The organism is Aneurinibacillus tyrosinisolvens (genome assembly GCF_001015055.1).
Lineage (GTDB): Bacteria > Bacillota > Bacilli > Aneurinibacillales > Aneurinibacillaceae > Aneurinibacillus_A > Aneurinibacillus_A tyrosinisolvens.
Window position 1 is genome coordinate 1 of record NZ_BBWZ01000027.1, and the last position, 22583, is coordinate 22583.

The window sequence follows — 22583 nt, forward strand, 5'->3', positions numbered from 1 at the left end:
CCGCTAACGTCCTGTTAGTGTCTTCTGATTCAGTTTTGAAGGTGTAAAAAAAGAAGTGTTCCGTACTGTTTAGCCGTTGGCTTTCTGTTCCGGAACCTTTTTTATGCCTTGGACCTGATATTAGCCAGCGTCCTGTACGTCGGAGGATTAGCTCAGCTGGGAGAGCATCTGCCTTACAAGCAGAGGGTCGGCGGTTCGATCCCGTCATCCTCCACCATCTATTCTATACATTAATGATTGTCGCGGGGTGGAGCAGTTGGCAGCTCGTCGGGCTCATAACCCGAAGGTCGCAGGTTCAAGTCCTGCCCCCGCAACCAATGAAATCGGGAGTACCCGCCAGGGTGCAACCATAAAATTCATTCTCGCGCGGACATAGCTCAGTTGGTAGAGCACGACCTTGCCAAGGTCGGGGTCGCGAGTTCGAGTCTCGTTGTCCGCTCCATTCAACCAAAAAATAAATAAGATGTGCCCGTAGCTCAATCGGATAGAGTGTCTGACTACGAATCAGAAGGTTGGGAGTTCGAGTCTCTCCGGGCACGCCATGTTATCGGGAAGTGGCTCAGCTTGGTAGAGCACCTGGTTTGGGACCAGGGGGTCGCAGGTTCAAATCCTGTCTTCCCGACCACCTGTAATTACATATCCTACGATGTCCGTTAGCCCTTTATGTTTTAAACCGTACTGTTTATCGGGGATTCCTATATCTGTTGGTGGACGCCATACCCACTCTTTGGACGGGGGTCGCGGGAACACCAGCATGCGGAAACCCACCTGCGAGGTCGCGGGTTCACAAAACAAATGGGGGACGGCATGGGTGGGAGATGATTTTACTTTTTGTTTTTCTTGTGGCGGTGTAGCTCAGCTGGCTAGAGCGTACGGTTCATACCCGTAAGGTCGGGGGTTCGATCCCCTCCGCCGCTACCATTGCCCTATTTGTGAAAAAATGGAGAAGTACCCAAGTGGCTATAAGGGGCTCCCCTGCTAAGGGAGTAGACGGGTTATACCGTGCGAGGGTTCGAATCCCTCCTTCTCCGCCATGTGGGCCTATAGCTCAGTTGGTTAGAGCGCACGCCTGATAAGCGTGAGGTCGGCTGTTCGAGTCAGCCTAGGCCCACCACAAACTTGCATACCGGTTCGATTCCAGTCCTCGATACCCACTACATAGATAATAAACTCAAAGGGAATCCTGAATAAGGGTTCCCTTTTACTTGTATGTTATTCCGCCTTCTCCGGTTCAAAAATAGCACGATATGACTCCGGTACCGGACCTCGCAGCGCGGGCGGCATAACCTTCTGATCGATCTGTTCTTTCTGGCCATCCTTGTCAGTACCCCACGGTTTGCGTTTTGGGTTGTTTACGTCATCCATACCTATTCCTCCTTGGTGCTTATTCCTTACTGTTGTGGGCGGCCGGTAAATGATATAGCATGATCGGTGTCTGTTTCTTCGTATGGCTTTATAATTTGTTCTAACTTTTCGTAGCTCAACATTTCTGTTTTTCTCAGTAAAGTAGGTATAGCCTCTCCCGGGTAACCATAATTTTTGAGTAATTCTATTCTCTTCACTGCATCATCCATTATGAACACCTCCGCCTATGTATTGTTCCCAAGTATCCGGCAATTAGCCCGCCCGCCGTTTCCTTATAATAAATAATAAAAGCCCCCGACCGATAAAAAATCCGGCGGAGGCACTGATTGAAACTTGGTATTGTCTTACACTTTTTATTTACCACAATGTATCAAAGTGAAACAACGGCTTACAAAAATACCAGCTTCACAATGTTAACAAATAGTAAATCTTTTTTAAAAAGCCCATAAACAGGGCTTTTTTTTCATGCCACAGCTCGTTTTAAGAGAAATGGCTCTACTGGAAGTCGTTTAATACAGGTTTTTCTTACCATAGAAAAAGGGTGAGGAGATGGCCTACCCTTTTTTCTTGGATATCTAACTGGGTCATATCTATCAAATAACACGACGAACTTGCTATAACAAACATTAACATAACCAATATGATAGTTTCATACTGTTCAACTATCATTTTTATAGAAGCAGAATTTTCCACGCATAAGGAAGGTGAAAATCAGAACAATGGAACGAATGATAGAAGCGATTATGAAGCGCTCAGTACTGGTCATCACCTCCATCCTGCTTATTATGCTGTGGGGAGGAATATCCGCCTATCAAATGCAGCGGGATTACCTGCCGGCTATCAACAATTCCACCTTAATGGTTACGGTAAGAGCGGACAACTTTAGTGCCGCCAGGGTGAAAAGCGAAATTGCAAGCAGAGTGGAGGAGGCGGTAAGAGGGATAGACGGGCTTCAATCTATGGAGACGAGCTCCTATGATGGAGGGCTGTTTGCCAGCCTGTATTTTCCGCTCAATTACGATGTAGAACGGGCCGAACAGGAAATGAGCCGGGCTTTAGACGGTGCCACGTTCCCTGAAGGCACCGGAAAGCCGGCCGTGACAAGAGTCAGTACAAGTTCCTTTCCCATAATGAGAATCGGCCTGGTCAACGACGGGGAAGGGATCAGTGAAAAACGATTGCGAACTTCCACTCAAGCGCAGATAGCAAAGGAGTTCGAACATATCCCCGGCGTGAGGGAGGTCCGTACTACGGGAGCCGGAAACAGCGGGTATGTTGTTACCGTCCGTATGAACAGCTTAAAAAAAGCGGGACTGACAATGAAAGACGTTGAACAGGCCCTGGCTTCCCTGCAGACGGTTTGGCCTGAAGGAAAAATCAGGAGTGAGCAGGTACAAATTCCGATTCAAGTGAAGGGAGCAGGCGTGAGTGCTGACGCGCTTAAGCAGACTCCAGTACATAATGCGTCCGGCCAAACGGTTTTGTTATCTGCCGTGGCGGATGTTTCCCAAGGAATAGTGGACCTCAAGACGATTTCCCGGACTGACGGCAAGCCAAGTGTCCTTCTTGATGTGCTAAAAACGCCATCTTCCAATGTTACGGACGTATCGGGGCTGGTTGGGGAACGGATCAAGGAAATGCAGACTTCCCTGCCCAGAGATGTCCGGTTAACGGTCCTTTATGATTACGGACAACAGGTAAAGCAGTCTCTCTCCGGCCTTTTACGAGAAGGACTGTTCGGCTGTCTGTTTGCGATGGTTTGCGTCTTTGCCTTTCTCCGCCATGTTCGGGCAACACTGCTCATCGCTCTTACGCTGCCGATTTGTTTCCTCGTAACAACCGGTGTGCTTAAAGCGATGGACATTAGCCTCAATATTCTCACTGTTTCAGGACTCATTGTAGCGATGGGGCGCGTTGTCGATGATTCGATCGTCATTCTCGACAATATTTACCGCCGGGTTAGAGAGAATGAGGGGAAGGCAAACATTTTTGTCATCGCAGGAGCGGTACGGGAAATCGTTCCTGCCGTTGTCTCCTCAACGGCAACAACAGTCGCTGTATTTCTTCCCATTGCTCTGGTTGGAGGAATGATAAGTTCAGCGTTCTCGGCGTTTGCCTGGTCGGTCGTTATTGCCCTTGTGACCTCCCTGTTTGTGGCCATCGTTATCATTCCAGGACTCTCTCCGTTCTGGTTAAAGAAAGGATCCGTCACACAGGACAGAGGCCGGGTGGAAAACATCGTTGAATCTATCCTTCGCCGCACTCTGCCGCGCAAAAAAAGAGTGATGACCGTTTGCGTTCTTCTGCTGACCGCCACTCTTGCTGCAGCGGCCCTCCTGCCGGTCAACGTTCTGCCAATGGGACAGTCAGGAGAAGTCAACATTGAGGTGGAACTGCCGGAGCAAAGTTCCCTTGCAGCCGTCAATGGGGAAGTAAGAAAAGTCGAGGGGCTGCTGGGCACGGAAGCGGCTATTGATGCCTTCTCCGCCACGCTTGGCTCCAGCTTCGTGCCGCAGTTTGATGATGTGTTCGATGAAGGGGGAGGCTGGATCCAGCGCGGCAATACAGCCCACATCGCTGTCACGCTGAAAAAGGGAACCGATATGGATGCCTATACAGCGGACCTTACAAGGAAAGTGAAAGCCATCCCGAGCAAAGCGCTTTTTACCGTAACGAACCGCAGCATTGCAGGGGATGACTCACGCTTGAAAATCATGCTCACCGGAGCGGATACTACTGTGCTTGAAAATCAGGCGCGTATAATTCAAAGCAAGCTGCAGCTCATAAAGGGCCTGAGCGTCGAAGGGGCGGCGGATAACGATGACAGCCGTTCGGCATACCTTTTGACTCTCAATCGTGAACAGATCCAGCGTATGGGAATCAGGACCGAGGATGTTCTGCAGCGAATTGAGCCTTATCTGTCCCAGGGGATAAAGCTGTCCGTCCGGGTTCAGTCGGGGGAGGTTCCTATTGTCCTTGAAAACGATGTGTTGGCCTCGATTCCTGCCGTGGCAGGAGCTGCAGATGCGGCCGCACTGCCGGGCCAGCATATTATCAGCGCCCTGGCTAGTGAAGCATTTACGACGGCAGACGGAAGCCGTATTGCACTAAATAAGCTGGCTTCCCTGCAGCGCCAGACGAGGAACCCGGTCATCCGCGAACGGAACGGACGCCCTTTTGGGGTTGTTTCGGCTAATATCATTTCCAGGAACGTAGGAGATGTGAGCGGAAAAGTGGACGATATGCTAAAAAAGATGCAGCTGCCGCCAGGAGTGACGTATTCTTTCGGCGGGATATCTGAACAGGTGAAGCAAATGGTTGCCGAAGCCGCTGTTGCTTTAGGCGTCTCCATCCTGCTGGTCTTGCTCATCGTTAGCTTCTTTTTCCGCGGCTGGAAGGCGCCGTTGTCTGTCCTCGTATGCATCCCGTTAGCTTTAATCGGTTCGGTGTGGGGAATGGTTCTGTTCGGCAAGGAGTGGAACTTATCCGCTTTTGTTGGTCTGTTGATGCTCACAGGCATCGTCGTGACAAATGGAATCGTACTTGTGGACAAAATCGAACGCGGCCTGAGGGAGGGGGTGAATTTACGTGATGCCGTCATGCACGGTACGTTGACGCGGGTCCGTCCGGTTCTCATGACTGCCGGTACCACAATTCTAACAATCTTTCCTTTGTCTTTTTCCTACGGCGGGGACACGGTCGTCACGCAGACCTTAGGCATTGTTGTCGCGGGGGGCATGCTTAGCTCTACATGTATCAGCCTGGTTGTCATCCCTATTCTGTATGAATGGATGAACCGGGAGTCGGCACATGCTTCCGGAAACACCGGAGAAACTGAAGTGGCAGTGTAACCTGGATGAATACAAACAATTAAAAAGGAGTGGTAAGGATGAAGAAGAACTTGAAAAAGTGGATAGGCGTACCTTTGGCTTTAAGTTTAACGATGGGTTCAGCAACAGCCGTTCTGGCGAGCTACGGAAAATTTCCCTGGGGAGCGCAAATTGAAAGACCGGCGAACGGCTGGACGATTACACCGGCCGGCAAACAAGTGCAGCTCGGTGATCGTCCTTACGGCACGGCGATGAGCCGGATGGAAATACGCTGCTGTTCAGCAATAATGGACAATCTGTCCATTCTCTTGTTGCCGTTGACCGTAAGAGCGGACAGGTGATTCAAACGATAGAATACAAAAAACCGGAGGCCCTGTATCTCGGTGTTACATACAGCCCTGATGGCAAGCACGTGTATGCGTCTGCCGGAAATAACAATAAAATTCGGGTCTATGACGTTGAAGGTCAGCGTCTAACTGAAAAGGCCGCTATTGCTCTGCCGGCCGTTGACGCCAGCGGAAGCAAAGTGAATTTCTTCCCGGGCGGATTAAACATTTCGCCGGACGGCCGCTTCTTATATGTTGCGAATAATTTAAATGATTCGATGTCCATTATTGACACACAAACGAACAAGGTGACCAAAACAGTTGCAGTGGGCCATAACCCTTACGCTGTGACAGTTTCCAAAGACGGAGCCTATGCATACGTAAGTAACTGGGGTGGAAATACGATTTCTGTCGTGGATACAGCAACGGGAGAAGTTGCGAAGTCCATCCAGGTTGGCACCCATCCAAGTGCGATGAAATTGAGTGGACAAGAATTGTATGTTACGAACAGTGACAGCGATAGTATTTCCATCATTAATACCAAGACGAACCAGGTAAAGCAGACAATTAGCCTTGCCCCTTACAAAGGCGCGCAGGAAGGAAGCAGCCCAAATGCGCTGGCTGTTTCGCCTGATGGAAAATCGCTTTATGTGGCGAATGCCGGCAACAATGATGTTGTGGTCATTGACACGAAAAAAGGAAAAATTGAAGGAATGATCCCAACCGGCTGGTATCCGACCGGATTGGAGATTTCAAAGGACGGAAAACAGCTCTATGTAGCGAATGCGAAAGGATTCGGAGCCGGTCCGAACCCGAATGGTCCTAAGCCTTACAGCACAACTCCTACCCCTGCCGACCAGTATAGCGGTTCAATGATTAAGGGAACGCTTTCCATTATCGATGTGCCGCGTGAAGGCCAGCTTGAGAAGTATACAAAGCAGGTCATTGAGAACAATGGGTTTAATGAACGGGATAAGGTGCGCGTAAGCGGTAATACGGCTCGCCAGGTGATTCCTCGCCGTGTCGGGGATTCCTCACCGATTAAGCATGTCATTTATATCGTTAAGGAAAACCGCACGTATGACCAGGTATTCGGCAGCCTTGGAAAAGGAAATGGGGATCCAAGCCTGAACCTGTTCGGAGATGAGACCGCACCAAACCACCGCCAGCTGGCCCGCCAATTTGCCACCATTGATAACTTCTTTGCAGATGCTGAGGTTTCGGCGGATGGCTGGAACTGGTCGACGGCTGCGATGGCCAATACGTATGTACAGAAGAACTGGCCTACGAATTACGGCGGACGCGGGCATGATTATGATTTTGAGGGCGGTAACCTTTCAACGGCTCCAAGTGCAAATCCAGAGAACGCCTATTTATGGGACGCGCTTGACCAGAAAAATATCGACTATCGCAATTATGGATTCTTTGTATCAGGCGGGAAAGTGGCTTCCACGGAACCGAAGCTTGCCGCAAAAACAGATCTGGCTTTCCCTGGATTCGATATGAATATTAAAGATCAGTTTAGAGCCGATGAATGGCTGAAGGAATTTAAAACGTTTGAAGGACAGGGCAAGATGCCATCGTTCCAGTTCCTCAGACTGCCGGTTGATCATACATCCGGGACAAAAGTAGGCCAGCCGACCCCGAAAGCAATGGTAGCGGACAACGATCTGGCGCTAGGCCGGATTGTAGAGGCGGTTTCGAATTCAGAGTTCTGGAAGGATACAGCGATTTTCGTAGTGGAAGATGATGCGCAGAATGGTTCGGATCATGTGGATGCCCACCGTACAGTGGCGCTTGCGATTAGTCCTTATACGCAAACGGGTAAGGTTGACTCCACATTCTATACGACAAGCTCTATGCTCCGCACAATGGAATTGATCATGGGGATTGCACCGATGACGCAGTTTGACGCATCCGCTACGCCGATGGTGAACAGCTTTACGGACAAGCCGAATTTTGCACCGTATAAGGTCCTCACCCCGAAGCAGCCGCTCGATGAGTTAAATCAAAAGAATGCACCTATGGCCGCTGAATCTGCCAAAATGAACCTGGCTTCTGAGGATAAGGCGCCTGAGCAGCAGCTGAATCAGGCGATTTGGAGGAGCGTGAAAGGTGCCGAGAGCGAGATGCCTGCGCCGAAATCGAATTTCCGCGACTTGAAGAAGAGCAGCAGTGCAGAAACGGCAGAAGATGCAGGTACAGCCCATTTCAAGTGGTGACCACACCCACGGATAAATCCAGGGGCTTTCTCCGACTTTGTGTGGCAAAATTATCTTGTCTAACCTATTACCGAGGGTCCAAAGAAGGGGGAGATTCCCCCTTCTTTTTTCTTTCCTGGCATAGAGAGTGAGTGCTAAACGGCCTAGGTTGTTTGATACCTATCTGACTTCCCCTACTAGGAAAAATTAGTGAATTCCTCTTGTTTCCACTCCTCTTTCTAAAAAGTATGATAAAAGTATCAAATTAAGGAAAAAAGTGGAGGTGGGATCTTGTCATCAGCACAACGATTGCGGATGCAGGCAGACGCCGCCGAGCGGTTTGCGGCCCAGGTGGGCGAGGCGATAGGGAACTTCCGGCAGGTGGACAGCCGGACAGTTAGCACGGTTGAGTACCTTAGCGCAGGCTGGGAGAGCCAGAAGAAAGCGACCTTTGAATCTCTCGTACAGAAAGCGGGAACAACAGGTTCATCAGCCGTTTCCATTGGGCAGGAACTGATGGAACAGCTCAGGCAGGAAGCGAGAAGGCTGCGGGAAGAAGCCGCAGAGCTGGAAAGGCGGGAGCGAGAACGTGAGCGGGCGAATCAACATTGAACCGGATCAACTGAAGGAGCTCGCTTCGGAACTGGGATCACTTAATCGCAGGAGGCTGGACAGCGTTTAACCTTGCTTCCCTTGGGTTAGACGGGCTTGCTGCGAAGGGAGCGGTCTTCTTTCCGGTGTATACCGAGCAGGACAAGCATTGAAAAATGTTACGCTGTTTCCGGGATTCCGAATGGTGACCGGGGATGGCCGGCTGATTTCCACCCGGCCTGTGAACGTCGATGACTTGGTGCAGAGGTTTTCAAACTGGGATAAAAGCAAATCCAGGGTAGGACAATGGGATATGGGACATATTCCTGAAGCTAAATATAGTGAACATCATAGAAAGTACATGAATGATGAGATTGACTATAAAACCTTTATTGAGGAATATAGAAATCCTAAAAACTACCGTCCGGAATCTCCATCGGCAAATAGGGGTCATAAGTATGAATGATTATAAATAGGAATGAAAGGAGGTTTAACATGGGGGTAACAGACAATGCTAGTATCTTTACTATTGCTCAACATGGTGATTTCGATACATTCATAAAAAAATTTGATAAGAGTGATATCAACAAAAAGAGCGAAGCTGGTTCAAGTTTGCTTCACCATGCGATTGCTGGCAGGAATTTTGATATTGCCTTGTTTCTAATACAAAATAATATAGATGTTAATATTACGAATATAGACGGACAAACTCCATTACATCTAATATGTATACATCCAAACTTGGAAGTGGCCAAGGAAATACTCAACAAAGGCGGAGATATAAATATAAGGGATAAATATGGAAACAATGCTTTGTGGAGTGCCGTTTTTAATTCCAAAGGAAAATATTATGGTATGGTGGAACTTTTCATGCAAAAAACTCCGGATTTAACTACTAAGAATAAGGCAGGAAAATCACCGTTAGATTTTGCTACACAAATAAATAATGAAAAACTAATTGATATTTTAAAAAATCAATAATATAACAATAGTATACTAATTCCAATAGGTACCCCCTTTGTGATAACTGTCTCTTGTTACTTAATGGTCAGGTTAAACCAAAAGTTAGATAACTCACTGGAGGAGAATATGAGAAGTAATGCTGAAATCTTTCTAGAACGGTTAGAAGATTTATTCGGTGAAGCTGATGTTATTAGAAAGATTGATTCTAATGACGGAAATACACCAATTCATGTATTTTTTTATTACAATTTGCCAGAAGAAGGGATGCTAACTTCTGTTACATATGGATTGTCAGAAGGAAATCACCCAGAGTGGAAAAATGGAAGACCAGAAATAATTTTAACGCTTGAAACTCAAGATGAAAACTGGGGGTTAGCAACAGCTTATTTTGCGTCACAATTTAGAGGAGAAAAGAGTTTTTCTTATGCTTCCCTATTTACCTTAGATACGCCCATTTCAAATGAATCTGAAATGATTGGGTTCTTTGTTTTTGCTCCTTCAATAGTAGACAGCGAAAATTCAGTTATTAAAATGCCTGGTAAGCCAATTAATTTAGTTGGAATGTATCCAATCTATAAAGAAGAGATTGCCCTTTATCAATCCATTGGATTGGAAAAGTTTTGGCATTTGGAGAATTTTGATTTATATGATGTTAAAAGGAAAAACTTAGGTAAAAAAGAGTGATTCTCTACCCCAGACGAGTTATCAAAGCTTGTCTGGGTTTTCTTTTGTTCTCCCTGGTTATTATGGATTAAGTTTAGAAGGGATTACATGCTGCTCATGCCTTCGGCACTGAAAATGTTTCACCCTGTTCATACATTTGTAAGCAAATTCGTTACTAACTTTGAAGCGAGAGAACTTCATGCGGATATTTTTGTGAATGGCAAATTGGTTTATGAAGTTCCCTCCATTCATGAAGTGAAAAGATTTGCCTGAGATAACTTAAACTATTTGTGGGATGAATACAAACGGGCATTCAATCCGGAAGAATACCCGGTAAATTTGAGCCAAAAATGCTGGGATAACAAGATACGTAACATTCAAGAGGTTAAAAGTAAGTTAGAAGGGACGAAGAAGCGGATGGAGGAAACATAGGTGAATTGAAGGAAAGCTCCTGCTGAAAAAGCACATTGCAGGAGCCTATTTGTTTAGAATGTTCTTATCGAAGTAACGCCAAATCAAATTCCGGCACAAGGCCTTCCTTTGCTGCCCGGGTGAGCAGAGCCGTTACCGCCGCATACCCGTCCTCACCTAAATTACCGGTGAACTTGTTTACATACAAATCAATATGTGCCTGAGCTACTTCAGGGGACAACTCCTGGGCATGGCTCATGACATACTCCTGCGACGCCTCCGGATGTGCCCACGCATATTCAACCGACGCATGCACCCAGCCGGAAATCGCCTCCAGATCCAGAGATCGGCGGGCGATGATGGCTCCCAGGGGAATCGGCAGGCCTGTATCCGCCTCCCACCAACTGCCCAAATCAACCAGCATGTCTAACCCATACGACGGGTATGTAAAGCGTGCCTCATGGATAACCAGCCCTGCATCGATTAAGCCGTCGCGTACAGCCGGCATGATTTCATGGAAAGGCATAATCACGATTTCACCCACGCCTCCAGGCACATTCTGGGCTGCCCACAGCCGGAACAGGAGGTAGGCAGTTGAGCGCTCGCTAGGTACCGCGACCCGCTTGCCGGACAGAGCCGCCGGATTCTTCGCGCTGGCGGTTCCGCCGTTTGTTAATACGAGCGGACCGCAGCCCCTGCCCAGTGCGCCTCCGCATGGGAGCAGCGCATACTCGGACAGTACCCAGGGCAGGGCTGCATATGAAATCTTAAGCACTTCCGGTCCAGTAGAGTTGGCCGCCATCGTATTGGTAATATCAATGTCTGCATACGTAACATCTAGCTTCGGTGCACCGGGAATGAGTCCGTGTGCCCAGGCATGAAAAACAAAAGTATCGTTCGGACAAGGGGAAAAAGCAATCTTCATTATAAGACCTCCAATAGTACTGAACTTGCTGCTTCTAATACTTGTAAAGCTTCTCCGATCCGCCATGCGGCCCGATTGCGTGGGCCGACAGCGTTCGAGATGGCCCGGATTTCCAGAACGGGCATGCCATGGCCTTGAGCTGCGGTAGCTACGCCATAGCCTTCCATCGCCTCGGCGGCGGCCCCTGGCACCCGTGCAGCCAATTGCGCAGCGGTCGCTGCGCTGCCTGTCACGGTTGACACGGTGAGCACAGGCCCCATATTGGCCGGCAAACCGGCTGCTTTGAACGCTTCCGTGACCCGTGCCGCCAGATAAGAATCGACCGGGACGCGGGCGGAGCCGAAGCCCAGTTCGTCCAGGCTGGAAAAACCTTCCTGGGTTTCCGCTCCCAGGTCGGCGGCGATGATTTCACTTGCCACAACTAACGAGCCCACATCAGCTTTGCCGGCAAAGCCGCCCCCGATTCCGACGCACACAACCAGGCCATATTCGGCTGTTGCCAGCGTTCTCGCGGTGCTTGCCGCGGCGGCTGCCGTGCCGACGCCTCCGATCAGGACATCAAATCTGCTGTTGTCATGAAGCCCGCGCAATACTGCGTCTCTCTCCACCGCGACCGAGGTCACCACAAGTACGCGCAATCCCGGTTCTTCCTTCGTTCTACCAAAATCCATTCGTATAATCTCCTTTGTTCTGGTATCGATAAAGGCTTCTTAGACCGAGCAAAATAGTGCCACTACTCAACGTTATCTCGAACTTAGCTCCGTGTAAAGGGGGGAGTGTACAAGAAGTATTTTACAAATCAAATTATAAATAAAACTATCCAAAAATGAATAATTCAGATAAATTGAGTTATATCAGTGTCATTACTAAAAATAGCCAAAGCAAATTATTCAAAAATGGATAAGTGGTTAAAATGCTGGCCAGAAAAGGAGAAAAATGATGAATGCTTGTCGAGATGAGTGGAATGAAGACAGAGCGATTCTCCGTTCGTTAAAGGATGATATTCTTGTGATGGATACGGATGGTATTATTCTGGAGGCCAGTCAAATGACTGGCCAGATTTACAGCGTAGATACCAAAGCACTCATCGGAAAATCTGTTTATGACTTAGAAAAGCAGGGGATGTTTACCCCGGCTGCAACACCGATGGTCATTAAAGAAAAGAAGAAAATTACGTTTGTGCAGACGACGGGTGAAGGGAAGAAACTGCTTGTCACCGGTATCCCTGTCTTTAATCCGGAAGGCGAACTCGTGCGGGTCGTCAGCTACTCGCACGATGTGACGGACCTGATGAATTTCAAGGAATATTTAGAGGTTATAGAAGAGGATATGGAAAGGGTCAAAAGCGAACTGCACGTACTGCGCAATAAGCACCTGTATGCGGATGGCATTATTGCCAATAGCCACGAAATGAGTAAGGTAATTGATACGTCCCTGCGTGTAGCGGAAGTGGACGCCAACGTTCTTTTGCTTGGAGAGTCGGGAGTTGGCAAGTCTTTAATTGCGAAGTTCATCCATAATAAAAGCGAGCGGAACAGGGGACCGTTCATTGAGGTCAATTGCGGGGCAATTCCGGAAACATTATTTGAAGCTGAATTTTTTGGTTATGAGGCGGGAGCTTTTACGGGGGCAAATCGCAATGGAAAGGTAGGTCTCGCTGAACTTGCGGAAGGCGGCACGCTGTTTTTAGACGAGGTGGGAGAGCTATCGCCTATCCACCAGGTTAAGCTGCTCAAGTTTATTCAGGAAAAGCAGTTTTACCGCGTAGGCGGCACCAGGCTCAGGAACGTTGACTTTCGCCTGATTGCTGCGACGAATCGGGATTTAAAAGCCGCGGTGACGGAGAAGGGGTTTCGGGAGGATTTGTACTTCCGGCTTAATGTTGTTCCCCTTACCATTCCTCCGCTGCGGGAAAGGCTAGAGGATATCCTGCCGCTTATCGAATATTTCCTGCAGTATTTTGAAAAAAAGTATAAACGCAGCCGAAAGCTGGACGAGGCGGTTATCCAGCGGCTTGTTTACTATGAGTGGAAGGGAAACGTGCGTGAACTTATTAATGTGATTGAGCAGCTGGTTGTGATGTCTCCCTCTGCCTTGATCACGGCTGAACACCTTCCTCAGCACATCGTCTCATATGCTAACCTGCCTCTTTTTTATGAAAATGATAACAGAACGCTCCCCGAAATTTTAGCTGATATTGAGAAACAGGTACTTATCAAAGCAAAGCAGCGCTGCAGAACAACGATAGAGATGGCGAAAGCATTAGGCATTAGTCAGCCATCTGTAGTCAGAAAGCTAAAATTACACAGAATAAAATGAAAGTTGGCACATATTTTGCAAAGTATATGGCAAACGGCACAGAGGGGGTTGTCATATGTCAGAAGACTGGAGTCATTTAGTGAGGAACATGCCGGAGCTGCTGGCCCCGACCATGGCCAAAGATCATCCGAATTTGCCTGTTGTTAAGGAAGAAGGTTGCTATTACTACGGATTGGACGGCAGAAAATATCTCGATTTTACGTCCGGGATTGCCGTAGCGAACACCGGCCACCGCCACCCGAAAGTCGTGCAGGCGATTAAAGATGCGGCGGATCAGCTGTTGCATGGCCCTTCCGGTGTTATTATGTATGAATCGTTACTGCGCCTGGCGGAAGAGCTAGTTAAAATTATGCCGCAAGGATTGGACTGCTTCTTCTTTGCAAACAGCGGGACGGAAGCGATGGAAGGCGCAATCAAATTAGCGAAGTATGTAACAAAAAGACCGTATGTGATTTCTTTTACCGGCTGCTTTCACGGACGCTCGATGGGGGCGCTAAGCGTTACAACTTCCAAAAGCAAATACCGAAAGTACATGCAGCCGAACTGGTTAGCCTATCAGCTACCCTACGCCAATGTGAAGGATTGTCCGGCCGGGCAGGACCCTGAAATCTACTTTGCCGAAAAACTGGAGAAGGATGCAGCCGCTCTTTTCCGCCACCAGGTGACACCGGAGGAAGTGGCCTGCATGGTTGTTGAACCGGTTCTGGGTGAAGGCGGTTATGTAATTCCGCCGCGGAGCTGGCTGCAAAAGATGCGGGAAATTTGCGATAGGCACAACATCCTTCTCATTTTTGATGAAATACAAACCGGGTTCGGCCGCACAGGTGACTGGTTTGCGGCGCAGACCTTCGGTGTTACGCCTGATATTATGGCTGTTGCAAAAGGAATCGCTTCAGGGCTGCCGTTAAGCGCAACCGTGGCTTCAAAACAATTGATGAAACAATGGCCGCTCGGCAGCCACGGGACAACATTTGGTGGAAACCCGGTCGCCTGCTCGGCGGCGCTTGCTACGCTGGAGGTGTTCCGGGAAGAGCGACTCCTTGAAAATACAAGAACAGTGGGCCGCTATGCTTATGAGCGGCTGCAGGAAATAAGAGCTAAGCACCCTGTTATTGGTGACGTCCGAGCCGTCGGGTTAATGATTGGCATTGAAATTATTAACCCCCGTACCGGGGAGCCGGATGGGAAGGGGCTGCTTGACATTTTGGACCGCTGCCTGGAAAAAGGGGTGCTCTTCTACCTGTGCGGCAACAGCGGCGAAGTGGTACGGATGATTCCGCCGCTCACGGTTACGGTAGCCCAAATTGACGAGGGACTGCGTATGCTTGATGAAGCGCTTTTCGAATACGAATCGGGAGCAGGAATCGGGGCAGCATTATCCAACAGCCGATAGTAGTTGTGTTTTGATTACTTGAAAATAAGGAGGAGGAATGTACGTGTACCAGCCAAAAGATTCTTCACAATCCCCACGCTTTTGTGGAGTACGGACCTTTATGAGATTGGAATGCCTGCGGGCAACAAGTGATGTCAATTTTGTCGTAGTAGGAGTGCCATTTGATACCGCTGCCTCCAACCGGACCGGTCAGCGGGGCGGCCCGCAGCACATTCGTAACGCTTCCGTTCTGCTGCGCCCGTATAACCCAGACCAGGAGATTCAGATTTTCGAGTACTGTTCAGGAGTAGATTATGGAGACATTGATGTGGTGCCGGGAAACATTCATAAAACATATGAAAATATAGAGAAAGAGCTTACTTTTATTCTTGACAATGATATTACTCCGATTATTCTTGGCGGCGATCATTCTATCTCCCTTGGTAATCTGCGGGCTTTTGCAAAGAAATTTGGGCCAGTTGCGCTCATTCATTTTGATTCACACAGCGATACATGGGATAACTACTATGGTGAGAAATATATGCATGGCACTCCTTTCCGCCGGGCAGTGGAAGAAGGCCTGCTCGATGTAGCCCATTCCATTCAAATTGGAATGCGCGGCCCGCTTTACGGACCGGAGGACATGGACGATGCCAGGATTCTTGGCTTTGAAGTGCTGACAATGAGAGAAGTGAGGCAGATTGGGTATGCGGAAGTGCTGCATAACATTCGTCAACGTGTGGGAAACCGGCCTGTATTTGTTTCCTTTGATATTGACTTTGTCGATCCGGCTTATGCACCCGGAACAGGAACTCCGGAAGTCGGTGGACCGACCAGCTATGAAGCACTTGAATTAGTGAGGGGGCTTGATGGACTGGATTTAGTCGGATTCGACCTGGTTGAGGTACTGCCGTCACATGATCACGGTGAAATTACAGGGGGGCTGGCCGCTGCGGTCGCCTATGAAATGGTAACCCTTGTTGCGCTAAAGAAGCGAGCGAAGCAGGCAAAGCAACCACTTGGAAGCGGAGGTGCAGGATATGAAAACGCTTGATGTGATCGTTATCCTTTTGTATTTTGCTGTGCTTATTGCTGTCGGCATCATTGGCTCGAAGCGGGCTAAAACTTCAGAGGACTTCGCGCTTGCCGGGCGCAACCTTGGTTTTTTCATGTACCTGGGCTGCCTCGCCGCCGTTATCCTTGGCGGTGCATCAACGCTCGGCACCGCGAGGATGGGGTACGAGTTCGGCATTAGCGGTATTTGGCTCGTGACGATGATCGGGTTTGGGATTATGGTGCTCGGGGTTGTTTTTGTTAAAAAAATCTCCGGGTTAAAAGTCACAACGATTAGTGAATTGCTAGGGAAGCGGTATAATACGGAAACAAGGCTGCTTAGTGCCGCAGTCGCCGCCATTTATACGCTTATGGTTTCGGTTACGCAAGTCATCGGGATGGGAACCATTATTAATGCTCTGCTCGGCTGGGATTTAACGATGTCGATGCTTATCGGTGGTGGAATCGTATTGTTCTACACAATCCTTGGCGGGATGTGGAGCGTTACGGTTACGGATATTATTCAATTCATTGTTATGACGATTGGAATTTTCTTCATTATGTTTCCAATGAGCCTTTCGCACGCCGGCGGATGGGAGGCACTCACCACAAAGCTTCCGGCAGCCCATTTTGATTTTGCGAGCATTGGCGGCGGCCAGATTTTTCAATACTTCCTGCTGTATTGCCTGGGGATGGTTGTGTCACAGGATATCTGGCAGCGTGTATTTACGGCCAGGACCGCAAAAATCTCCCGGACCGGTGCTGTTTTTGCCGGCCTGTACAGTATCGCCTATGCCGTTGCAATCAGCATTATCGGGATGTGCGCCCTCGTGCTTCTGCCGGGATTGGAAAATAAACAGAACGTATTTGCCAATATGGCTATGTCCATTTTACCATCCGGGGTATTGGGCCTAGTGCTGGCAAGTGTTTGTTCTGCGCTTATGTCCACGGCTTCGGGTACACTGCTTGCTTCGTCGACACTGTTAACCAATGATATTATTAAGCAGTACTGGCTAAAAGATATCGGGGAGAAGCAAACGATTCTGCTCTCCCGGGTAACAACGCTGGCTGTTGGTGTCATTGCCATTATATTCGCCATCTGGATCCAGGACGTGCTCGTTGCGTTAGACGTTGCATACGCGATTCTTTCGGGCGCTATTTTTGTTCCGACTGTGATAGGCTTCTTCTGGAAAAGGGCGACGGCAAAAGCCGGGTTCTATGCTATTATTGTTAGCACGGTCGTTGTTGTCGCAGGTCTTGCGGTGGAAGGGATTAGCTCAACGAATCCAATTATGTATGGGATTGCTTCTAGTATCATTGTGATTATAGGTGTTTCCTATTTTGCGAATAAAGGGCCTGCGTATGCTGATTTGCAGCCTGAGGACGGGGAGCAGTTGGCCCCTTAAGCAGGATACGCATGAATCCAAACCTCTTTGGACTGTATATAAAGTCTAAAGAGGTTTTTTATGTAAAGCAAAATATAGTAAGAAATAATAACATTATATTTTGACAATTATTACATAACGTGCTACTATCTATACATATTATCGATAATCGATAAAATTATCAAAAAGAGGAAGGGTGGGCTCAATGAATATATTAGTTTGTATCAAACAAACGTTTGATACTGAAGAAAAAATCAACTTAAGAGAAGGCAAGGTTCTGGAGGAAGATGCTCAATGGATCGTAAATCCATATGATGAATACGCAATTGAGGAAGCTTTATCCATTAAAGAAAACAACGGCGGGGAAGTAACTGTTATTTCTATAGGCCCGGAACGCACCGAAACTGCTTTGCGCCATGCATTAGCGATGGGAGCAGATAAAGCGGTCTTAATCGAGGAAGTAGATGGTGACGAATCTACCCTTTCTAAAGTGTTCGCCGCCTATGCCAGCGACAAGAATTTCGACTTGATTTTAACAGGCAATCAATCAATAGATAGCGGTTCGGGGCAGGTAGGGGTTCGGCTTGCCGAAGAACTTGGGATTCCTCATATTACATCCATTGTGCAATTAGAAATTGATGGCGATAAATTACTTATTGAACGGGACGTCGAAGGTGAAATCTACAAAATCGAGGCATCCTTACCCCTGCTCGTATCATGCCAGCAGGGACTAAATGAGCCGAGGTATCCTTCCCTGCCAAATATTATGAAAGCTAAACGCAAACCTCTAGAAACGATAGAAGCCTCTGACCTGATAGATTCACAAGAAGTTCTCTCTGCTAGAACGGAAGTCGTCGACCGCTATCTGCCAGCGAAGCGCAAAGTATGTACAAGAATAACAGAAGAACCTGCTGCGGCTGGCCGGCAATTGGTTACGTTACTTTTTAAGGAAGCAAAGATATTCTAAGGAGGAGGGGAAAATATGAATAGAAACGTCCTGGTTTTGTCTGAAATGAAGGGATTTCAAATTCGAAATGTTTCTATTGAAGGATTGGCCGCTGCAAAGAAAGCAGCGGGAGAAGGAAAAGTCGTGACCGCAGCTGTGGGCAGTAAAGCAGAACAGCATGCGAATCTGCTTTCGCAATATGGTGCCGACCAAATCTATATAGTTCAAAATAAAGAGTTAGATGAATATCATCCTGATTTATATTTTCAAGCCTATGTACAGCTCATCCATGAAATTAATCCTGATGTTATTATTATGGGACACACGGGAAATGGGCGGGATATCGCTCCACGGTTAGCTGCACGGTTCGATTATGGATTGATTGGTGACTGCATCGATATAGATGTAGACTGTGATAACAAAGTGGTGTTAACCCGCTCTGTTTATTCAGGGAAACTATTTGAAAAGAAGCGGTTTACCGGTGATAAAGGAATCATTACCATCCGGCCAAATAACATAGCACCTGTAGAAAATCCAGGACGGGGAGAGATTGTTCCATTTACAATTGAGGAAGCACCGCTGAGAACTTTAATAAAGGACATCGTTCGAAAAGCTGCAGATACGGTGGACTTGTCAGAAGCTAAAGTGATTGTTTCCGGTGGCCGGGGGGTGAAGAGTGCAAGGGGGTTTACTTTGTTAAAAGAATTAGCGGATGTATTAAACGGGGCTGTAGGAGCTTCACGCGGGGCCTGTGATGCGGAGTATTGTGATTATGCTCTGCAAATTGGGCAAACAGGAAAAGTAGTTACGCCTGATTTATATATTGCGTGCGGAATTTCCGGTGCCATTCAGCACGTGGCAGGCATGTCGAACTCAAAAGTCATTGTTGCCATTAATAAAGATCCTGAAGCGCCGATTTTTGATATCGCCGACTTCGGAATTGTCGGTGATTTATTTGAAATTGTTCCGGTCCTTATCAAGGAATTTTCCAACGCATTGCTTAGTCCGGCAAAGTAAATTATAGCAATAATTAAAAGGCGTGCGATTGCACGCCTTTATTACTTACTGGGTTTCATCAGCACTTAAACCGCTTCGAAGCAATTGTTGTTTCTTCTCATAATTAACATGGTTTTTGAAAGCTTCTATGCATCCATGTAAATCTTTTTGTTGAAATGCTTTTACTATCGGTTCGTGTATACTCGCAACCTCGGATAAATTTGTAAAATATACCTGGCTTGTAAGATACCATGTACGATTCAATTTTGATGATAGGATTCTCCAAACATGGTACATGAACTTATGATCTGCTATTTGATAAATGTGGGTGTGAAAATTGACATCTGTATTTCTCAGGCCATCCAGGTCATTTTCTTCTCCTGCTTTCATCATCTCCTGATAATAATTTTCCAGAGTCTTGATATCTTCTTCTGTTATTCGTTCGAAAGCGCGTTTTAATGCCATTTCTTCCATATGGATCCGGAAACTGTACAATTCATCGATTTCATCCATGGAAATATTCGAAACAAATGTTCCTTTATTACGATGGCTGATCACTAGCTCATCTTCTGCAAGCCGCAAAAAAGCTTCCCGCACGGGTGCCTGGCTAACCCCGAAATTCTTCGCTATTTCCAGCTCCGTAATCCTGTCACCTGGCCGGAGTTCTCCCTTAATTATTGATTCGCGTAAACTCTCGTAAATCTGGTCAGAGAGAGATTTGTTGACAATCGTATTTTTCATATTTCCTCCCATAAAATAATCGATAATCGCTTATCGGTAATTTTGTAATTATATTGTAACATATCATTTCCATTTAATAAAATAAATTCAACAAAAAAATTCCAAAAGTTTAGAAAAATTCCATAAAAGAGAAGATAGTAGGATTAGAGAAGTGAAAAGAGACGTCAAAACGAAACCAGTTGGACTTAATAAAATCTTTTGACAAAATAAAATATTCAATATAAGATATAATCGATAATAGATAAAATATAAAAAGGAGGACTCAACTAAGAAATCTACGTAATCATTTTCTAACAGGATAATTTCTGAGCAGTATTTACAAACGGTCTTTATTTCACTCCTAACAAAGGGAAATGTAAACGTTCTCAATAAGTTTGATTTGAAATTTATTACTTTGTGTACGAAGGACAAATTAATGAATAATCAGAGGAGGAGATTATATGAAGAATGCAGGTAAAAGATTAAATAGTTTACTAAATATAATAATCGCTTCTTCATTAGCATTTATGGCTGTTCTAGTCTTTGGTAATGTTGTTTTACGGTATGCTTTTAACTCCGGGATTGTCTGGTCGGAAGAAATGTCACGCTTCCTGTTTATATGGATGTGTTTCCTGGGTTCCATTGGAGCGATGAGAGATAATCAACATCTGGGAGTAGATATGTTTATTAAGAAATTATCTTCAGGTAAGAAAAAAGTTATTTTTACTTTTACCAATCTATTGGTGCTTTACATCCTTTGGTTAATCCTGGATGGTAGTTGGAAGGTAGCGGTATCCAATCTTCATACTCCGGCTCCTGTTACAGGACTTCCGATGTTTTACATCTATATAACAGGCGTTATGGTGAGTATTTGTATGGGCTGGGTCGTGATTCGAAATCTCTATAGAGCCTGGTTTGTAGAAAATTCAATTGAAGAACTTACGAGAAGTATGGAATCAGAGGAAGAACTGGAACTTGTTTTGTATGAAGAAAAAAAGATTGCCCAGGGAGGCGGGATGTAAAATGACACTAGCTATTTTTACCGGGGTGCTTTGCGGCGTAATGGCACTGGGGATGCCAATCGCTTTTGCGCTTTTAGCCAGCGCTTTGGCACTCATGGTATACCTCGATGCATTCGACAGTCAAATCCTTGCACAAAACCTCATTAATGGTGCTGACAGTTTTCCATTAATGGCGATCCCGTTTTTTATCCTTGCGGGGGAGTTAATGAACATAGGCGGGCTTTCAACCCGAATTATAAATTTTGCGCTGGCTCTTGTCGGACACATACGCGGAGGGCTGGGTTATGTGGCTATTATTGCAAGTGTACTGTTTGCAGGATTGTCAGGATCAGCTATTGCGGACACAGCAGCACTCGCGGCTATTTTAATACCTATGATGGTAAAAGCAGGATATAATCGAAACCGTTCCACCGGATTAATTGCAGCGGGAGGTATCATTGCGCCAATCATTCCGCCAAGTATACCTATGATTATATTTGGAGTAAGCAGCGGCGTTTCTGTAACAAAACTGTTTATGGCTGGAATTGTGCCAGGTCTTCTTATTGGCCTTGGACTCGTGATTGCCTGGTGGTGGGTCGTACGGAAGGATAATGTAGAAGTTTTTCCACGTAAATCGCTAAAGGAAATATTTCACGAAACGAAGCAGGCGTTCTGGGGTTTGCTTTTGCCGGTCATTATCATTGTAGGACTCCGTGGGGGAGTATTTACTCCAACCGAGGCTGCTGTAATTGCGGCATTCTATGCTCTGCTCGTAGGAGTGTTTATCTACCGTGAAATAAAATTAGAACACTTATATAAAGCGTTAACTACCTCAGCCAAAATGACAAGTGTAGTTATGTTTCTCGCTTCAGCAGCTATGGTTTCTGCCTGGCTGATGACCATTGCAAATATTCCCGCAGTTATTACCGAGGCAGTTCAGCCCTTTGCAGATAATAAACTTCTTTTATTAATCGTCATTAACATCTTAGTTTTACTCGTAGGTACAGCAATGGATCTTACACCGACGATCCTTATCCTGACTCCTGTACTCATGCCGGTGATTAATGCGGCTGGGATCGATCCGGTCTATTTTGGAGTACTCTTTGTCCTTAATAACTGTATAGGTTTGCTTACTCCACCAGTTGGAACCGTTCTCAACGTTGCTTGTGGAGTCGGAAAAATTGGGATGGACGATATTATGAAAGGGATTTGGCCGTTTTTACTAGTAGAAGTATTGATTCTGATTTTATTAATTTTGTTCCCATCATTAGTTACCGTACCGCTTCACTATTTAACATCATAGGTCAATTGTTTCTTCATCCGGTGATTATGAAAACCTCTATACTTTATAATCTCCGGTTCAGAAAATTTAATAAATGAAGCTGCATGAAATTGACAAATGAAATAGGAGGTGCTACAATTCATATATTATCGATAATCGTTAATATATGAAAAAAGGAGGGATTTACTTTTGATTACGAACGGGTTTTACAGACCAATGTATATTAAAACCTAA

Annotated in this window: 20 protein-coding genes, 8 tRNA genes, 1 other RNA gene and 1 pseudogene; 25 read left to right on the top strand and 5 right to left on the bottom strand. The window is 46.6% G+C overall.

The window, feature by feature from the left end; genetic code table 11:
• The first annotated feature begins 141 nt into the window (after positions 1 to 141).
• From MBEAL2_RS19330 to MBEAL2_RS19365, 9 genes are all read left to right on the top strand, one after another.
• Positions 142 to 217 (top strand) — tRNA-Val (locus MBEAL2_RS19330).
• 24 nt (positions 218 to 241) lie between these two features.
• Positions 242 to 317, top strand: a tRNA-Met gene (locus MBEAL2_RS19335).
• Positions 318 to 366: 49 nt separating this feature from the next.
• Positions 367 to 442: transfer RNA gene (locus tag MBEAL2_RS19340), tRNA-Gly, on the top strand.
• A gap of 23 nt (positions 443 to 465) precedes the next feature.
• Positions 466 to 542: transfer RNA gene (locus tag MBEAL2_RS19345), tRNA-Arg, on the top strand.
• 6 nt (positions 543 to 548) lie between these two features.
• A tRNA-Pro gene (locus MBEAL2_RS19350) sits at positions 549 to 625 on the top strand.
• A gap of 10 nt (positions 626 to 635) precedes the next feature.
• Positions 636 to 822, top strand: a non-coding RNA gene (gene ssrS, locus MBEAL2_RS30430) — 6S RNA.
• Positions 823 to 844: 22 nt separating this feature from the next.
• Positions 845 to 921: transfer RNA gene (locus MBEAL2_RS19355), tRNA-Met, on the top strand.
• Positions 922 to 942: 21 nt separating this feature from the next.
• Positions 943 to 1034 (top strand) — tRNA-Ser (locus tag MBEAL2_RS19360).
• 3 nt (positions 1035 to 1037) lie between these two features.
• A tRNA-Ile gene (locus MBEAL2_RS19365) sits at positions 1038 to 1114 on the top strand.
• A gap of 98 nt (positions 1115 to 1212) precedes the next feature.
• Here the strand turns inward: MBEAL2_RS19365 and MBEAL2_RS31930 are convergent.
• Positions 1213 to 1365 carry a hypothetical protein gene (locus MBEAL2_RS31930; RefSeq protein ID WP_161798251.1) on the bottom strand — a complete coding sequence of 51 codons (153 nt, stop codon included), beginning with the start codon at positions 1363 to 1365 and terminating at the stop codon, positions 1213 to 1215.
• Positions 1366 to 1391: 26 nt separating this feature from the next.
• Positions 1392 to 1574 carry a hypothetical protein gene (locus tag MBEAL2_RS19370; protein WP_047153914.1) on the bottom strand — a complete coding sequence of 61 codons (183 nt, stop codon included), beginning with the start codon at positions 1572 to 1574 and terminating at the stop codon, positions 1392 to 1394.
• A 510-nt stretch (positions 1575 to 2084) separates the two neighbouring features.
• Here MBEAL2_RS19370 and MBEAL2_RS19375 point away from each other — a divergent pair.
• The 8 genes and pseudogenes from MBEAL2_RS19375 to MBEAL2_RS30435 form a co-directional block, all read left to right on the top strand.
• Positions 2085 to 5216: an efflux RND transporter permease subunit gene (locus MBEAL2_RS19375; RefSeq protein ID WP_047153915.1), complete on the top strand. Its 3132-nt coding sequence runs from the start codon at positions 2085 to 2087 to the stop codon at positions 5214 to 5216.
• A gap of 38 nt (positions 5217 to 5254) precedes the next feature.
• Entirely contained in the window at positions 5255 to 5536 is a 282-nt protein-coding gene (locus tag MBEAL2_RS31200) for a hypothetical protein (RefSeq protein ID WP_152667854.1), read from the top strand.
• Positions 5533 to 7743, top strand: coding sequence for a bifunctional YncE family protein/alkaline phosphatase family protein (locus MBEAL2_RS19380; protein ID WP_161798252.1), 2211 nt, complete (start codon positions 5533 to 5535; stop codon positions 7741 to 7743). The genes MBEAL2_RS31200 and MBEAL2_RS19380 overlap by 4 nt, the downstream gene beginning before the upstream one ends.
• 270 nt (positions 7744 to 8013) lie before the next feature.
• Positions 8014 to 8334, top strand: a complete 321-nt coding sequence (locus MBEAL2_RS19385) for a hypothetical protein (protein WP_152667856.1) — start codon at positions 8014 to 8016, stop codon at positions 8332 to 8334.
• A 148-nt stretch (positions 8335 to 8482) separates the two neighbouring features.
• Complete coding sequence (locus MBEAL2_RS19390) at positions 8483 to 8779, top strand: HNH/ENDO VII family nuclease (protein WP_047153917.1); 297 nt, start codon at positions 8483 to 8485, stop codon at positions 8777 to 8779.
• A 29-nt stretch (positions 8780 to 8808) separates the two neighbouring features.
• Positions 8809 to 9294, top strand: a complete 486-nt coding sequence (locus tag MBEAL2_RS19395) for an ankyrin repeat domain-containing protein (RefSeq protein WP_047153918.1) — start codon at positions 8809 to 8811, stop codon at positions 9292 to 9294.
• 108 nt (positions 9295 to 9402) lie between these two features.
• Positions 9403 to 9960: a suppressor of fused domain protein gene (locus MBEAL2_RS19400; RefSeq protein ID WP_052947844.1), complete on the top strand. Its 558-nt coding sequence runs from the start codon at positions 9403 to 9405 to the stop codon at positions 9958 to 9960.
• 108 nt (positions 9961 to 10068) lie between these two features.
• A pseudogene (locus MBEAL2_RS30435) lies at positions 10069 to 10371 on the top strand (nicotinate phosphoribosyltransferase); the annotation flags it as partial.
• Between the two features lie 64 nt (positions 10372 to 10435).
• On the opposite strand, the gene MBEAL2_RS19405 reads toward MBEAL2_RS30435, so the two are convergent.
• The gene (locus MBEAL2_RS19405) at positions 10436 to 11275 is read right to left on the bottom strand and encodes a 1,4-dihydroxy-6-naphtoate synthase (RefSeq protein ID WP_047153919.1); all 840 of its coding nucleotides are present in this window, start codon (positions 11273 to 11275) and stop codon (positions 10436 to 10438) included.
• Complete coding sequence (locus MBEAL2_RS19410) at positions 11275 to 11946, bottom strand: futalosine hydrolase (RefSeq protein ID WP_047153920.1); 672 nt, start codon at positions 11944 to 11946, stop codon at positions 11275 to 11277. The genes MBEAL2_RS19405 and MBEAL2_RS19410 overlap by 1 nt, the downstream gene beginning before the upstream one ends.
• Before the next feature lie 268 nt (positions 11947 to 12214).
• Here MBEAL2_RS19410 and MBEAL2_RS19415 point away from each other — a divergent pair, with 268 nt between their 5' ends.
• The 6 genes from MBEAL2_RS19415 (at position 12215) to MBEAL2_RS19440 (ending at position 19367) form a co-directional block, all read left to right on the top strand.
• Complete coding sequence (locus MBEAL2_RS19415) at positions 12215 to 13594, top strand: sigma-54 interaction domain-containing protein (RefSeq protein WP_047153921.1); 1380 nt, start codon at positions 12215 to 12217, stop codon at positions 13592 to 13594.
• A 55-nt stretch (positions 13595 to 13649) separates the two neighbouring features.
• Positions 13650 to 14987, top strand: coding sequence for an aspartate aminotransferase family protein (locus MBEAL2_RS19420; protein ID WP_047153922.1), 1338 nt, complete (start codon positions 13650 to 13652; stop codon positions 14985 to 14987).
• A 43-nt stretch (positions 14988 to 15030) separates the two neighbouring features.
• Positions 15031 to 16020, top strand: a complete 990-nt coding sequence (speB, locus tag MBEAL2_RS19425) for an agmatinase (RefSeq protein WP_047153923.1) — start codon at positions 15031 to 15033, stop codon at positions 16018 to 16020.
• Positions 16007 to 17425, top strand: a complete 1419-nt coding sequence (locus tag MBEAL2_RS19430) for a sodium:solute symporter family protein (protein ID WP_047153924.1) — start codon at positions 16007 to 16009, stop codon at positions 17423 to 17425. The genes speB and MBEAL2_RS19430 overlap by 14 nt, the downstream gene beginning before the upstream one ends.
• Before the next feature lie 184 nt (positions 17426 to 17609).
• Positions 17610 to 18371, top strand: a complete 762-nt coding sequence (locus tag MBEAL2_RS19435) for an electron transfer flavoprotein subunit beta/FixA family protein (protein WP_047153925.1) — start codon at positions 17610 to 17612, stop codon at positions 18369 to 18371.
• A gap of 15 nt (positions 18372 to 18386) precedes the next feature.
• A complete protein-coding gene (locus tag MBEAL2_RS19440) occupies positions 18387 to 19367 on the top strand; it encodes an electron transfer flavoprotein subunit alpha/FixB family protein (RefSeq protein ID WP_047153926.1) in 981 nt (326 codons plus the stop codon).
• A gap of 45 nt (positions 19368 to 19412) precedes the next feature.
• Here the strand turns inward: MBEAL2_RS19440 and MBEAL2_RS19445 are convergent, their stop codons facing one another.
• A complete protein-coding gene (locus tag MBEAL2_RS19445) occupies positions 19413 to 20087 on the bottom strand; it encodes a GntR family transcriptional regulator (RefSeq protein WP_052947845.1) in 675 nt (224 codons plus the stop codon).
• Between the two features lie 440 nt (positions 20088 to 20527).
• On the opposite strand from MBEAL2_RS19445, the gene MBEAL2_RS19450 reads away from it, so the two are divergent.
• A complete protein-coding gene (locus tag MBEAL2_RS19450; RefSeq protein WP_047153927.1) occupies positions 20528 to 21088 on the top strand; it encodes a TRAP transporter small permease in 561 nt (186 codons plus the stop codon).
• Position 21089: 1 nt separating this feature from the next.
• Positions 21090 to 22370 (top strand): TRAP transporter large permease, encoded by a 1281-nt coding sequence (locus MBEAL2_RS19455; protein ID WP_047153928.1) that lies wholly within the window; start codon positions 21090 to 21092, stop codon positions 22368 to 22370.
• The last annotated feature ends 213 nt before the right edge of the window (positions 22371 to 22583 follow it).

What these genes read in the sequence shown, in the direction of transcription:
- MBEAL2_RS31930 (WP_161798251.1), bottom strand. Translation starts at nt 1,365, where the DNA reads ATGGATGACGTAAACAACCCAAAACGCAAACCGTGGGGTACTGACAAG.
- MBEAL2_RS19370 (WP_047153914.1), bottom strand. Translation starts at nt 1,574, where the DNA reads ATGGATGATGCAGTGAAGAGAATAGAATTACTCAAAAATTATGGTTAC.
- MBEAL2_RS19375 (WP_047153915.1), top strand. Translation starts at nt 2,085, where the DNA reads ATGGAACGAATGATAGAAGCGATTATGAAGCGCTCAGTACTGGTCATC.
- MBEAL2_RS31200 (WP_152667854.1), top strand. Translation starts at nt 5,255, where the DNA reads ATGAAGAAGAACTTGAAAAAGTGGATAGGCGTACCTTTGGCTTTAAGT.
- MBEAL2_RS19395 (WP_047153918.1), top strand. Translation starts at nt 8,809, where the DNA reads ATGGGGGTAACAGACAATGCTAGTATCTTTACTATTGCTCAACATGGT.
- MBEAL2_RS19400 (WP_052947844.1), top strand. Translation starts at nt 9,403, where the DNA reads ATGAGAAGTAATGCTGAAATCTTTCTAGAACGGTTAGAAGATTTATTC.
- MBEAL2_RS19405 (WP_047153919.1), bottom strand. Translation starts at nt 11,275, where the DNA reads ATGAAGATTGCTTTTTCCCCTTGTCCGAACGATACTTTTGTTTTTCAT.
- MBEAL2_RS19410 (WP_047153920.1), bottom strand. Translation starts at nt 11,946, where the DNA reads ATGGATTTTGGTAGAACGAAGGAAGAACCGGGATTGCGCGTACTTGTG.
- MBEAL2_RS19415 (WP_047153921.1), top strand. Translation starts at nt 12,215, where the DNA reads ATGAATGCTTGTCGAGATGAGTGGAATGAAGACAGAGCGATTCTCCGT.
- MBEAL2_RS19420 (WP_047153922.1), top strand. Translation starts at nt 13,650, where the DNA reads ATGTCAGAAGACTGGAGTCATTTAGTGAGGAACATGCCGGAGCTGCTG.
- MBEAL2_RS19430 (WP_047153924.1), top strand. Translation starts at nt 16,007, where the DNA reads ATGAAAACGCTTGATGTGATCGTTATCCTTTTGTATTTTGCTGTGCTT.
- MBEAL2_RS19435 (WP_047153925.1), top strand. Translation starts at nt 17,610, where the DNA reads ATGAATATATTAGTTTGTATCAAACAAACGTTTGATACTGAAGAAAAA.
- MBEAL2_RS19440 (WP_047153926.1), top strand. Translation starts at nt 18,387, where the DNA reads ATGAATAGAAACGTCCTGGTTTTGTCTGAAATGAAGGGATTTCAAATT.
- MBEAL2_RS19445 (WP_052947845.1), bottom strand. Translation starts at nt 20,087, where the DNA reads ATGAAAAATACGATTGTCAACAAATCTCTCTCTGACCAGATTTACGAG.
- MBEAL2_RS19450 (WP_047153927.1), top strand. Translation starts at nt 20,528, where the DNA reads ATGAAGAATGCAGGTAAAAGATTAAATAGTTTACTAAATATAATAATC.
- MBEAL2_RS19455 (WP_047153928.1), top strand. Translation starts at nt 21,090, where the DNA reads ATGACACTAGCTATTTTTACCGGGGTGCTTTGCGGCGTAATGGCACTG.